Consider the following 13,539-nt stretch of genomic DNA (forward strand, 5'->3'; position numbering starts at 1 on the left):
TGCGGAGACGGTGATGCCAAAGGTGACACTCCCCGGCGGTCTGAAGCTCCATTATCAACGGGTCGGGCAGGGGCCGGATCTCGTGATGATCCACGGCCTGACCGGCAACCTCGCGGTCTGGCACCTCAAGATCGTCCCGCTGCTCTGCGAGCACTTCCGGGTCCTGACCTACGACCTGCGCGGGCACGGTTTCAGCGGGATGCCCCCCACGGGCTACACGGCCAACGACATGGCCGGCGACCTCGAGGGCCTGCTCGACGAGCTGGAAATCGAGCGAGCCGACATCGTTGGACATAGCTACGGGGCCGACACGGCGCTCTATTTCGCGCTCCGTAACCCCGAGCGGGTCCGCCAGGTCGTCGCGATTGAGGCCGCCTTGCCGGCGCTCATCGACTTGCGGACGCGAGAAGACTGGGTCGGGTGGTCGTACTGGGCCGAGGTGCTGGAGGCGTCCGGGTTAACCGTCCCCCCCGAGAAGCGATGCGACACCGATTACCTCCTGCGCCTCAGCCTCGCCCTGCCCAAGAAGTGGGGCCCTCTGAAGGGACTGCCCCGCGAGCCGAAGGCGTTCCTGAAGCTCCTGGATACCACGACGCTCGCCCGTGACTACGAGAGCGTCGGTGATCTGACGCTGGAGAACGTCCCCAAGATCGAGGCCCCCACGCACCTCATCTATACCGACGGCACGGCGTTCCTCGACACCCAGCGGTACCTACAGGCGCACTTGCCCAACGCGCGGTCGATCCTGCTCCCGCCATCGGAGTGGGGCCACTTCGGGCCCCTCGAGCAGCCCGAGATCGTCGTGGGTCACCTGCTCGACGCGCTCGCCCCTCCGCGGGCGGCGACGGCCAACGGATATGCCCTGGGGACGGCCTGAGATCGACACGCTTGCACCCGGAGTCGTCTTCATGGATACGGTCTTGATCACCGGCAGCTCGACGGGCCTGGGCCTAGAGACGGCGCTTTACCTCGCCGGCAAGGGTTTCCACGTCTTCGCCTCGGTCCGCGACCCGGGCCACCGCGAGGAGGTCCTCGAGGCGGCGGCCCGACGCAATGTCACGCTCGACGTGGTTCGTCTCGACGTGAACGACCCCGAGAGTATCGACGAGGCCGTCGGATCGATCGTCGACCGAACGGGGGGCATCTTCGGCCTGGTGAACAACGCAGGGATCGGCTTGCGAGGTTGCTTCGAAGACCTCACCGATGCCGAGATCCGGCGTGTGTTCGAGGCCAACGTTTTCGGGACGATGGCCGTGACCAGGCGTGTCCTTCCTTCGATGAGGGAGGCGGGGCGAGGCCGGGTCATCACCATCACCTCGGTCGGCGGGAAGATCGCCACCTTCGGGCTCAGCGCCTACTGCTCGACCAAGTTCGCCCAGGAGGGTTTCGGCGAGTCTCTGGCGCTCGAGCTTGCCCCGTTCGGGATCCAATCCATCCTGATCGAGCCGGGAATCATCAAGACGTCTCGCTGGGCGGAGAACAGGGGGACGGCGGCCAATGCCCTCGACCCTGAGAGCCCCTATGTCGAGATGTTTCGCCGTCACGAGGAGATGGCCGACAAGTTCGTGAACAGCCGAAAGACGCGGCCGGTCGACGTGGCCATGACGGTCCATCGGGCGCTGACGGCCAGGAAGCCCCGCATGCGATATGTGGTCGGGCGTCCCGCGTCGGTCGTGCTGTCGCTGCGGCGACACCTCCCTGGCGAGTTGTTCGAACGTCTCTATTTCGGCGCATTGCTCCGCAAGATCACCGGCGGGGGTCGTCCCTCTACCGTGAGATCCGCGGTTCCTGTGCGGGCCACGACGGTCCCATAGGTCGGCGGCCCTTGAGGGCGATCGCGCGGGAGATGCACGGAGCTGGACTCGGGGAAGGGGGGGCGGCATGTCGCGATTCTTGCTCACGGTCTGGCCGCTGGTTGGCCACATCAATCCATTCATGAGCGTGGCCAAGGCCCTGCAGGCCCGTGGGCACTCCGTCGCCTTCTATACGAGCGAATCGGTGCGGCCGATCCTCGAGGCCGAGGGGATGATGGTCCTCCCCTATGTCCTGGTGGACGATGGCCCGATGTGGGAGATCGTCCGGGACGCGGAGTCGAGGGCATGGCTGGGCTGGAATGCCCCTAAGATCCTGATGCGAGCGGTCCGCGAATGGATCGCGGGGACGATGCCCGGCCAGGTTGCCGACCTCAGACGCATCAGTGCCGAGTGGAAGCCCGATGTCATCGTCACCGAGACTGGCATGTGGGGGCCGATCGTGGTCCTCAACGAGGTCGGAACCGTTCCGGTGGCGATCCTGACGACACTGATGGGCTGCCTGATCCCTGGCCCGGAGGCGCCGCCGGGGGGATCGGGCTTGCCGACGCCGCGCAACTTCAGGACAAGGCTGCTATCGAAGGCCGTCACACGATTGAGCGACATGCTCGCGGTGGGCGTGCGGATGCGCGTCAATCGGGTCCGAGCTGAGAACGGCCTGCCGCCGATGGCCGGATCAGTAAACGCCCATATGGCAACACTCCCTCTCTACCTCGTCCCGAGTGTGCGCGAGCTGGACTACGGCCGTCGTGACCTTCCGTCGTCGGTCCACTACGTGGGGCCCTGCATCTGGAACCGGCCGTCGGGCCAGGCCCCCGATCGCTGGCTTGAGGGGCTTCCCGGCGGCCAGCCGTGGGTTCACGTCACCGAGGGGACGGCGCACTACCAGGACCCGTTCGTGCTGCGAGCCGCGGCGTCGGGGCTGGCGGGGCTGCCTTTGCAGGCGATCCTGACGACGGGCTCGCAGCGCGACCCGGAGGAGATGGGGCTCGGCGCGGTGGCGTCGAACATCCACGTGCGGCGCTGGGTCAGCCACAGCGAGCTGCTGCCGCGGTGCGCCGCGTTGGTCACCACCGGCGGCGCGGGAACCATATTAACGGCCCTCCATGCGGGTTTGCCCATGGTCATTGTGCCGACCCACTGGGACAAGCCCGACAACGCCCGCCGCATCGTCGACGCCGGCCTCGGCCTGAGCTTGTCCCCCCGCAGGTGCACACCCGAAGCGCTCCGACACGCGGTCGAGCGGGTCCTGGCCGAGCCCGGCTACCGCGAGAATGCGAGGGGGCTTGCGCTGAAGATGAACGCAACTTCCGGGCCCGAGCGGGCCGCCGACCTGCTCGAAGCGCTGGCATTGAAGTCGGCCCAACGCGGCGAGGATTTCGCCGAGAAATCTCGGGCTTCCACCGCCCAGCAAGAGGTTTGTGGCCCGCTCGAATGGGCGTCGATCGACCCGTGAGATTCGACCCGATCCGTCTTCAGTCACGTTCGATTGATCGCTCGTCAGATCAGAGAGAGGGGAGGGAGGCGACGATGGCAAGGATCCTGTTCACCGTCTGGCCGTTCCCGGGGCATGTCAATCCGGCGCTCGGGGTCGCCAAGGCCCTCCAGTCCCGCGGTCATGAGGTCGGATTCTACACCGGGGCTCGAGCGGTTTCCCTGGTCGAGGGCGAAGGTTTCGCCGCCTTCCCGTTCCGCCGCATCGATGAGGAGCGGATCTGGGGCCTGATCCAGGGGCTGGAAGCTCGATCTCCGATCGACCGGACCCCGCTCAAGCTTCTTCGGGCGGTGTTCCGCGAGTGGCTGGCGGGGACCATCCCCCAGCAAGTGGCCGACGTCCGCGAGGTGATCGCCGCCTGGGGGCCGGACGCGGTCGTCACCGACCCGATGATGTGGGGGCCGAGCCTGGTCCTCCGGGAGGCCGACCACCTGCGGATGGCCGTCATGGCGTTCTTCATCGGCTGTCCGCTGCCGGGGCGCGAAGCACCCCCCTGGGGCCCCGGGCTGCCGCCCCCCCGCAGCTTCGGGACCCGGTTGCTGACCCGTGTGGCGAACTTCGCGAACGACATCCTGGCCACCGGCCTGCGGCGCGAGCTCGATTCCATACGCGCCGGATATGGGCTCCCCCCGATGGGCTGCTCCGTGAATGCGTTCAGCGCCCGGCTCCCCCTCTATCTCATCCCGAGCGTTCGCGAGCTGGACTACGGCCGTCGTGACCTTCCGTCGTCGGTCCACTACGTGGGGCCCTGCATCTGGAACCGGCCGTCGGGCCAGGCCCCCGATCGTTGGCTTGAGGGGCTTCCCGGCGGCCAGCCGTGGGTTCACGTCACCGAGGGGACGGCGCACTACCAGGACCCGTTCGTGCTGCGAGCCGCGGCGTCGGGTCTGGCGGGGCTTCCGGTGCAGGCGATCCTGACGACGGGCTCGCAGCGCGACCCGGAGGAGATGGGGCTCGGCGCGGTGGCGTCGAACATCCACGTGCGGCGCTGGGTCAGCCACAGCGAGCTGCTGCCGCGGTGCGCCGCGTTGGTCACCACCGGCGGCGCGGGAACCGTGATGGCGGCGATCCAGGCGGGCGTGCCGCAGCTGATTGTGCCAACCCGCTGGGACAAGCCCGACAACGCCCGCCGCGTGGTCGAAGCCGGTGCGGGCCTCCGGCTCGCTCCGGGGAAATGCACACCCAGACGGCTGCGGGAGGGAGTCGAGCGTTTGCTCGCAGAGCCGGAATTCGGCCGCAACGCAAGACGCCTTTCGAAGCTACTCGCGGAGGCACCCGGGCCGACCGGGGCCGCACAGTTGATCGAATCGCTGATCGGCGAGCCATCGGTCGCCTGTCCCGCCTGAACGAGAGTGTTCGTCGAGCCGCGTCGCAAACCGAGACAGGGGGAGACTTCGATGACGACCGGATTGGCCACGAACGCCGCGAGCGAGACGGCGGGAGGGATTCGCATCGAGGACGAGACGCGATCGCGCCAGCAGAAGTGGGCGCGGGAGCGTTTCAGGATCCTCTCCCATGTTGGCCGCTGGGGTCGAGCACGGCGATGGCTCTCGGTGGATGCGACGAAGGTGCTCGACGTCGGCTGTGCCTTCGGCTACGGGACTGTGGCGATCGCGAGTGGTCGTGAGGGCAAGCGGTGGGTCGCGGGCGTCGAGCGGGACGAGTTAAACATCAGGATCGCGTGTCGGGCCTATCCCTGGCTGCCGATGGTGCAGGCCGACGCGACGACCTTGCCGTTCCCGGACGAATCCGTCGACGCAGTCCTCATCCTCGACGTGGTGGAGCACCTGGACAATCCCGAGGGGGTCCTCGCCGAGGTCCGTCGCGTCCTGAAGCCCGGCGGCAGCCTGGTGCTCAGCGTGCCGCACAAAGGCCTCTTCGCGGCGATGGACTCGAACAATGCCTACGAGGCGCTCCGCCGCCGTTTCCCGTCGTTCCTCCCCCTGGAGCCGTGCGAGGAGTCGGCATCCGGGACACACCGGCATTATTCGATCGATGAGGTGCGTGCCCTGATCGGCCCGGGCTTCGATATCGACCGATCCTCGCGCACGGGGGTGGGCCTGGCGGAGGCACTTCACCTCGGGATCCTCGTCGTCTTCAAGGGGCTCCTCCGCTGGCGGGGGGGATACATGGTCCTCCGACACCTCTATTTCACGGCCTTCCTTCTGGAAGACCTCATCCCGACCGGGCCGCTGGGGTACAGCCTCACCGTCCGCGCGCGGGCCGTCTAGCCGGCCCGTCCAGACTTCGCCGCCAATCTCGCGCGATCCAGGTGATGGATCGAACTCTCGAGACTCTGAACCGCCGGGGAGCAAAGTCATGAGCGACGACGTCGGGGTCAGCATCTCGCCTCGCGCCGCATCGAATGGCCGCGGGGCTCTCGATGGCCTCTATGCCGCGATCCACCGGATCAGGCCGGTGCGCAGGGCCCTGGACCTGCTCAGGCGGGTCGCTCCCGGGCTCCCTGGCCAGTGCACGCGGCTCAGTTACGAGGCGTTCTGCACGCTCGACAAGAGGCGCGAGATCTTGTTCATGAACTACGGCTACGCGGCGCCAGGGCCCGACGGCCACCTCGTCGACTTGGGCGATGACGACGCCGTCAACCGGTTCAGTATTCAGCTTTATCACCGCGTCGCCGGGGCCGTCGACCTCGCCGGGAAGGATGTCCTCGAAGTCGGATCCGGGAGAGGGGGCGGTGCGTCGTATGTCGCGCGATGCCTAGGACCTCGCTCCGTGACCGGGGTCGACTTCGCCCACAAGGCGGTCCAGTTCTGCACGGATCAGTACAAGTCCGAGGGGCTCTCGTTCCGGCGGGGCGATGCCTGCCATTTGCCCTTCGATGCCGGCACGTTCGACGCCGTCCTCAACGTGGAATCCTCCTGCCATTACCCGTCCATGGACGCGTTCCTCGGCGAGGTTTCGAGGGTGCTCCGGCCCGGCGGCCATCTCCTGTTCGCCGACTTGCGGCACCCCGACCATGTGCCCGAGCTTCGCGAGCAATTCAACCGCTCTGGGCTGGTCGTCGTGCAGGAGGAGCGGATCACCCCCAATGTCCTCCACGCCCTGGACCTCGACAGTCGGCGAAGGCTCGAAGCCCTCCAGCGACAGGTCCCGCGACTCATCTTCCCGCTCGTGAAGGACTTCGCCGGCATCAAGGGGAGTCCGGTCTATGAGTCGTTCGCGAGCGGGGAATGCGAGTATCTCCGGTTCGTCCTCCAGAAAACTCCTCGACCGACATGAACCGGGCTCTTCCTTCCCTCATCCCTCCCGATCCGCGGGTAGCCATGGCTGGCGAGGCCGGATCCCAACCGTTTCGACATCCATCAGGATCATCAGGAACTCTCCGCGATGAATCATCGACGAATTTCCCCACGTCCATCACGACTCGCCCGGGCGATGCTGCTGGCTTTGTCTTGCTGGCTCCTCCCTGCCTCGACGTCCCCCGCGCAGACCGTCCCCCTGAAATTCGTCCGCACCGCCCCCTCCGGCTTCGGCGACCGTCAGAATAGCTACCCCTGGTCGATGCAGTGGTTCAAGGGGAGCCTCTACGTCGGCACGAATCGGAATTTCCAGTGCGTCGAGAACGCGACCTCGGCCTTCTATTTCCCCATCCTAAAGCCGCTGCAAGCGATCTTCGCCGACCCCGACACCCCTTGCCCGGGCGATCCCACCGACCTGGATCTGAGGGCCGAGGTCTGGAAGTACACCCCGGCCACCGCGGCCTGGACTCGCGTCTATCAGTCGGACACGCTGCCGAACCCGTTGGCCCCCGGAAAGCAAGTGGCCCGCGATATCGGCTACCGCGATATGGTCACCTTCCGGGAGAAGGACGGCACCGAGTCGCTCTATCTCGTCGGCTGTAGCGCACGGGAATACACGCCGGGCTTGCCGCCGCCGCGGATCCTTCGAATGACCATCGTTGGCAGCAAGGAGGTCTTCCAGCCGATTCCGCAGGACCGCGGGACGTTCATGGGCGACATCAACGCCATCACCTTCCGCGCCACCGCAGTCTATAACAACAAGCTCTATATCACCGCCAGCCCCGGCCTCACCGGAGACGGCTACGTGATCGAGTCCGACGATCCTCGACTCGGCAATAATAGCTTCCGCCAGGTCACGGACACGGCCCTTCATGTGTATGAAATGTCGGTTTTCAACGGGCGTCTCTATCTGGGGGCCGGCGACTCTCAGACGGGTTACTCGGTCTGGAGGACCGACGCCACCGGTCCCGTCCCCTATTCGCTCACGCCGGTGGTGACCGACGGGGCCGGCCGCGGCAAGGTGATGACGTCGGTTGTCAGCATGTATCCGTTCAAGGGGCGGCTCTACGTCGGCAGCGCGGGCTGGTATTCGACGCTCCTCCCCTCATCGGAACTGATCCGGATCAATCCGAATGACAGCTGGGACCTCATCTCGGGTAATCCACGGTTCACGAACCGAGGCCTCCTCTTCCCGCTCAGCGGTCTGTCCGACGGTTTCGGAAACCCGTTCAATGCCCATATCTGGCGGATGCAGGAGCACAACGGGACGCTCTACGCCGGGACGAACGACGACAGCTGGGGATTCAGGCGCACCCCGCTGGACCCTTATTTTCGCGCTGAGTACGGGTTCGACCTCTTCTCGTCGCAAGACGGGGTTTACTGGGCGCCGATCACGCGAACCGGGTTTGGGAACCTTTTCAACTTCGGGCTCAGGACGTTTGCGTCGACCCCATCCGGGCTCTTCGTCGGCACCGTGAACTATGCGAAGGGGACGGAGATCTGGCTCGGCAACCCGACGACGAGCCCGCTCGCGAGGACCGGCCTCGTCGGCGGAGCGCCGGCCCTCGCTCGGTCGGCCCAGACCATCGCCGCTCCGGCTCGGGTCGAGGCGGAACTCCAGGGCGACAGGGCCGTCCTCTCATGGGAACCCGCCGCCGACGCGGTCCGCTTCCGCGTCTTCCGCTCGACCCACCAGGTGGCCGACATCGGCCCGATGCTGGGCCTGAATCGGCGACCCGAATTCGTCGATGCTCAAGGGAATTCTGAGGAAGTCTTGAGCGAGAGTATTGAGGTGGTCGGCCCGTTCGAGCCCGTCGGCTCGACATCCCGCCCCTTCTTCCGCGACCGGATCCCGTCCGAGGAGGCTCGCTACTCGTATTACATCCAGGCGATCGACGCGTCGGGTCGGGTGTCGGCGACGTCGAATGTCGTGAGCTTCCCCGGGGTGGCCCCGCCCATCTCGTTCGACGAGACGCGGGCTGCGATCGCCGGTGTCCGGGACGGCTCGAAACGGAACGTGAGTGCAGGCGCGAGGTGGGTTGACCTCCTGGACGCGAGTCGGACGGCACTGGCCAGAGGAAATCTCGACGTCGCCCAGCGGCGACTGGAGGAGATCCGCCGTGGGCTCACCACGAATGAAGGGAATGCGCTCGACGCCCAGACCGTCGAATCCCTCGACGCGATGGTCGCGAGGCTGCTCCGTAGAGTTGGGCTAGCCAGGGCAGGGGCCCTGCCCGCGAAAATGCTTGCACGCTGATTCGATGGGGGCAATGTCGTCGCGGGATCGCGAATCGGGCGATCCCTGCGGCGACATGTTCCGATCGGGGGGAGGTCGGACGCGATGACCGGAACGATCGAGTCGGAAGCTCCGCGCGACCGGTCGGCGGGCACGATCCTGGCCATCTGGGCGGTGATTATTATTTCAATGAATTGTGTTCTATGGGTCTCCGGTGTCAAGCTTGATGGCCTGACCCACGCGGTGGAACTCGGCGTGGCCCGCGCCGAGTCCAGGGCGGTCGGTGAGGTGAGTGATGTCCAGATCCGCGAGGCGATCCATGATCAGCGCGAGACACTCTCGTTCTGGGTCACGCTTGCCATGATCGCCGATTTCGTCCTCGAGCCGCTTGCGCCCGCCCTCAGGGCGCTCGCAGTGGCGACGGCCCTGGGCGCCCTGGCGGCGCTCGTCGGGCGTCCAATTGGCTTCGGGCTCGCCCTCGGAGAATACGCGGCGTTGCAGGGGATCTGGGTGCTGGGGCTGGCCCTTCACGTGGCCCTTGTCCTCACGCTTCGAACCGATGAAATCGACACCTCGCTGGCGTTAGCCTTGCCGGCGGGGCGCTATCAGGCCGGGGTCTGGGTGCTCTTGCGGCAGGCCGATGCCTTCGCCCTCTGGGGCTGGACCGCGCTGGCGATGGCCGGGTGGCGACGGGGCCAGGCGAATCTCGCGACCTCCGGTCTGGTCTGCGCCCTGTTCGCTTTCACCGAGGCGGCGATCCGCGTCCTCATCACCATGACAGCCGGCGCGGCGATGCGCCTCATGCTGCTCCCCGACCGTCCTTGATGCGGGGGCCGCCCCCTAGGAGCCTGAGATGAGCGAACAAGGGATCGGCCACTGGGACAAGGACGTCGGACTCGACCCGCTGTTCTTCGACGACGAGGACCAATCAACCACCGAGCCCCTGACGGACGAGGCCTCAGGCGGCCCGCGATCGGCCTGCCTGTCCCCTTCGGTCGTCTATGTGTTCGTGCCTTGCGGGCCGCCCCCCCCGCTGGCGTCGATGCACCCGGACGGGACCTCGACGCCTGAATCCTCGGGGATCGATCCCGCAACCCTGATCGGTGAGATCATGAACCCTCAGGCCACTGCGAGTCGATCACGACCGGGCGCGCCGAATCAGGCGGCCGTCGATGGTCCTGGCGCGGGCGATCCGGCCTCCAAGAAACGCGAAACCCGTACCTACGACCCCGGGATCGCCGAGGGGCCGGCTCGCCGCCGCTCGGGCGCGGCCTGGGTTCGAACCCTGATCACCCTTGTGATCGGTGCGTCTCTCGTCGGGGGCTTGACGGCGGCGAATATCTGGCGAGAGCGCGGCTCGTTCGACCTCGACTGGCATCTGCTGAAGGTTCCCGCCGTCGAGCTGAGGACCGAGCTCCCGACGCGCGGGCCGATCGTCCGCAAGATCACGGCGCCGGGTGAGGTCGAGCCGATCGAGGAGGCGAAGGTCGGCTCCCAGATCTCGGGCCGGGTCGTCGCGGTCAACGTGAAATCAGGGGACTACGTCAAGGCGGGGCAAGTGCTCGTGCGCCTGGATGACGCAGACGCGCGGGCCCGACTCACATCATCGCAGGCCCGTTCCGGCCGGCTCAGGGCCGCGATCGACCAGGCCGAGACCGACCTGGCGAAGGCCAGCCGCGACCAGATGCAGTTCGGCAAGCTCGCGAACCGCGGATTCTCCGCCCCGAATGAGCTGGCCGATGCCCGTTCGCTCGTCTCCAAGTCCGAGGCGGCGTTGCAGATGTGCCGGCAGGAATTGTCCGAGAGCGAGGCCCTCTGGCAAATCAGCCGTGAGGAGTTGAAGCGGACCGAGATCCTCGCCCCGATCGACGGGGTCGTGGCGAGGGTCGACGTGGCCGTCGGAGAGATCGTGATCGCGGGCACGCCCAACCTCCCGGGCTCGATCCTGATGACCGTCAGTGATCTGACCCATATGCGCGTCTCCGCCGAGGTCGACGAGTCCGATATTCCCATGATCCTCCCCGGCCAGCGTGCCCGGGTCTTCCTCCAATCGGGCGGCCATCTGCCGATCGAAGCCACCGTGGACAAAGTGGCACCCAAGGGGAGGAAGAAGAACGACTCGGTCAGCTTCGAGACGAGGGTCAGCATCGACAAGCCCGACCCTGCGCTGCGAGCCGGGATGACCGCGACGGTCGAGATCGAGGTCCGCCGCGTACCCGACGCCTTCGGCTCGACCGTCCAGGCGGTCGTCCATCGTAAGCGAAAGGACCTGCCCGACACGCCCGAGGTCCGGGCCTGGGCCGAGCGCAACGCCCGGTCCCCTGGCGAGTCGGCACGCGACGCCAATTCTCGCTACATCAAAGTCGTCTTCGTGGCCGAGAAGGGGGTCGCACGCGCCAGGCCGGTGGAGACCGGGCTGAGCGATGAGCGCCGGGTCGAGATCCTCTCGGGGCTCGGGCCCGACGATCGCGTGGTCGTCGGCCCGTTCCGCGCCCTGGACGAGTTGAGGGACGGCCAGCCCGTCCGCGAGTCGACCGAGACGGGAGACCGTCGATGACGCTCGCCCGCCCGGTCATCCGTCTCGAGGGGATCACCAAGGAATATCGCGTGGGCGACGAGACCGTGCGCGCCCTCCGCGGGGTCGACCTCCTGATCCGCGAGAATGAGATGATCGCGATCATGGGCCCGTCGGGATCGGGGAAGTCGACGTTGATGAACATCCTCGGATGCCTGGACGTCCCCACCGCCGGGCGATACTGGCTCGACGGCGCCGACGTCTCGCGGTTCTCGCAGTCGGAGCTGGCGCGGATCCGAGGGCGACGGATCGGCTTCGTCTTCCAGACCTTCGAACTGATGCCCCGCCAGACCGCCCTGAAGAACGTCGAGCTCCCCTTGATTTACACCGGGGTGCCCGGACGTCGCGAGCGGGCCGCCGAGGCGCTCCGCAGGGTCGGCCTCGCCGACCGCATGGGGCATCGGCCGGCGCAGATGTCGGGCGGACAGCGGCAGCGCGTCGCGATCGCGCGTGCCCTGGCGCAGCAGCCCGCGATCCTCCTGGCCGACGAGCCGACGGGCAATCTGGATACCAGGACGGGTGAGGAGATTCTCGGCCTCTTCGCCGAGCTCCATGACCAGGGGCAGACGATCGTCATCGTCACCCACGAGCCCGACGTCGCCCGCCGATGCCGCCGGATCGTCCGCGTCCGGGACGGCTCGATCCAGGCCGATGTCACGGCGTCCCACCGCGAGCACTCGCCGGGCGGCTTCGCGGGGTCCATCTCATGATGGCGCTCGTTAACGTTGGCTGCGCCGTCGAGCAGCTCTGGGCGAACAAGTTGAGGTCGATGCTGACCATCCTGGGGATGGTGATCGCCGTGGCGTCGACGATCACCGTGGTCAGCGTGGTCCGCGGGTTTTCCGGCTTCGTCGGCGAGTTCCTCCAGGGGATGGGCACCAACGCGATGTGGGTCTGGCCCGAGCGGCCCGCCGGCGACCTCGGCAGCATGCTCGGGCAGATCGAGATGGACGTGCATGACATCGAGGAAGTCGAGAGCGTCTGCACGGCCCTCCGAGCCGTCTCACCCGTCGCCAGGCAGACGTCGGTCCTCGTCAGGAACGGCCGGGAGGAGGCCAAGTCCGCGCTGGAGGGCGTCTCCGCGGAATACCACGCGATCCGGAAGTTCTTCGTCGACGTCGGCAGGCCGTTCGCGCTGGTCGACGTGGAGCAGGGCCACCAGGTCTGCGTGCTCGGGCGAGAGGTCTTGCGCAACCTCAATGCAGACGACGGGCTGGTCGGCGGGACGGTGCTCATCGACGGTCATCGATTCCGGGTGATCGGGCTTCTCAAGGAGAAAGGAGACGTCCTCGGGTCGAGTCAGGATGACCTCGTCCTGATCCCCTACACGACGGCCCTGAAGATCTACCCCGCGTTCCGGCGGAAGATCGCCTTCGCCGCGATGGCGGTCTCGGAAGAAGCCGTGCCCGAGGCCCGTTCTCAGATCGTCAATCTGTTGCGCCGACGCCACGGCCTTGGCGCCTCGCAACCGAATGATTTCAGCATCAGGACACAGGACGAGATCCTGGGCATCTTCAACAACGTGAGCCTCCTTGCCTCTGCGATGCTGGCCGGGATCGTCGGGATCTCGCTCCTGGTCAGCGGGATCGGGATCATGAACATGATGCTCGTCAGCGTCACCGAACGCACGCGCGAGGTCGGCCTGAGGAAAGCCCTCGGCGCCCGCCGGCGCGACATCCTCACGCAGTTCCTCGCCGAGGCGGTGATCCTCAGCCTCGCCGGGGGGGGGCTCGGGGTCGCCCTCGGGTTCACCCTCTGCGCACTGGCGAGCGCCCATCCGAGGATGGTCGACATCATCGTCCCCTGGTGGGCCGTCGCGCTCGGCTTCGGCATCTCGGCCGGGACCGGGACCGTCTTCGGGCTCCTCCCCGCGATCAAGGCCGCCCTGCTCAATCCGATCGACGCATTGAGGAATGATTAATCGACGTCGTGCCCGCACCCCGTTGGTCTGATCGGATTTCCGGGATTCATTCGCGGGCAAACTGTCCGGGCGATTAACCCATCTTCCTTTGACAGGGAGGTCGTCCTGCGCATCGAAGCCACAAGACCGCCGAGCAGTTGGCCGAGCGCATCCGCGCCGAGCCGAGGACTCGCGTCGGACGTCGACTAATGGTCAGCCCGCCGTCCAAGTCGTTCCCCGCGTGCTCCTGTCCGAGCGCTAA

General features: G+C 66.9%; 11 protein-coding genes. All 11 read left to right on the forward strand.

Annotated elements, in window-relative coordinates; all coding sequences use genetic code 11:
• Positions 1-13 precede the first annotated feature (13 nt).
• The 11 genes from EP7_RS04670 (at position 14) to EP7_RS04720 (ending at position 13,298) form a co-directional block, all read left to right on the forward strand.
• The gene (locus EP7_RS04670) at positions 14-877 is read left to right on the forward strand and encodes an alpha/beta fold hydrolase (protein WP_463526432.1); all 864 of its coding nucleotides are present in this window, start codon (positions 14-16) and stop codon (positions 875-877) included.
• A gap of 31 nt (positions 878-908) precedes the next feature.
• Entirely contained in the window at positions 909-1,814 is a 906-nt protein-coding gene (locus EP7_RS04675; protein ID WP_463526434.1) for an SDR family oxidoreductase, read from the forward strand.
• Between the two features lie 67 nt (positions 1,815-1,881).
• Positions 1,882-3,267, forward strand: a complete 1,386-nt coding sequence (locus EP7_RS04680; protein WP_463526435.1) for a glycosyltransferase — start codon at positions 1,882-1,884, stop codon at positions 3,265-3,267.
• Positions 3,268-3,341: 74 nt separating this feature from the next.
• Positions 3,342-4,652 carry a glycosyltransferase gene (locus tag EP7_RS04685; RefSeq protein WP_463526436.1) on the forward strand — a complete coding sequence of 437 codons (1,311 nt, stop codon included), beginning with the start codon at positions 3,342-3,344 and terminating at the stop codon, positions 4,650-4,652.
• Between the two features lie 51 nt (positions 4,653-4,703).
• The gene (locus EP7_RS04690) at positions 4,704-5,537 is read left to right on the forward strand and encodes a methyltransferase domain-containing protein (RefSeq protein WP_463526437.1); all 834 of its coding nucleotides are present in this window, start codon (positions 4,704-4,706) and stop codon (positions 5,535-5,537) included.
• Between the two features lie 88 nt (positions 5,538-5,625).
• On the forward strand, positions 5,626-6,546 hold the full coding sequence (locus EP7_RS04695) for a class I SAM-dependent methyltransferase (RefSeq protein ID WP_463526438.1): 921 nt from the start codon (positions 5,626-5,628) through the stop codon (positions 6,544-6,546).
• A 108-nt stretch (positions 6,547-6,654) separates the two neighbouring features.
• Positions 6,655-8,823 (forward strand): fibronectin type III domain-containing protein, encoded by a 2,169-nt coding sequence (locus tag EP7_RS04700; protein WP_463526439.1) that lies wholly within the window; start codon positions 6,655-6,657, stop codon positions 8,821-8,823.
• A gap of 84 nt (positions 8,824-8,907) precedes the next feature.
• On the forward strand, positions 8,908-9,627 hold the full coding sequence (locus EP7_RS04705; protein ID WP_463526440.1) for a hypothetical protein: 720 nt from the start codon (positions 8,908-8,910) through the stop codon (positions 9,625-9,627).
• A 28-nt stretch (positions 9,628-9,655) separates the two neighbouring features.
• Complete coding sequence (locus tag EP7_RS04710; protein ID WP_463526441.1) at positions 9,656-11,359, forward strand: efflux RND transporter periplasmic adaptor subunit; 1,704 nt, start codon at positions 9,656-9,658, stop codon at positions 11,357-11,359.
• On the forward strand, positions 11,356-12,087 hold the full coding sequence (locus tag EP7_RS04715; RefSeq protein WP_463526442.1) for an ABC transporter ATP-binding protein: 732 nt from the start codon (positions 11,356-11,358) through the stop codon (positions 12,085-12,087). Before EP7_RS04710 ends, EP7_RS04715 begins: the two co-directional genes overlap by 4 nt.
• Positions 12,084-13,298 (forward strand): ABC transporter permease, encoded by a 1,215-nt coding sequence (locus EP7_RS04720; protein ID WP_463526443.1) that lies wholly within the window; start codon positions 12,084-12,086, stop codon positions 13,296-13,298. The genes EP7_RS04715 and EP7_RS04720 overlap by 4 nt, the downstream gene beginning before the upstream one ends.
• Positions 13,299-13,539 lie beyond the last annotated feature (241 nt).

Source organism: Isosphaeraceae bacterium EP7 (assembly GCA_038400315.1).
Taxonomy (GTDB): Bacteria; Planctomycetota; Planctomycetia; order Isosphaerales; family Isosphaeraceae; genus EP7.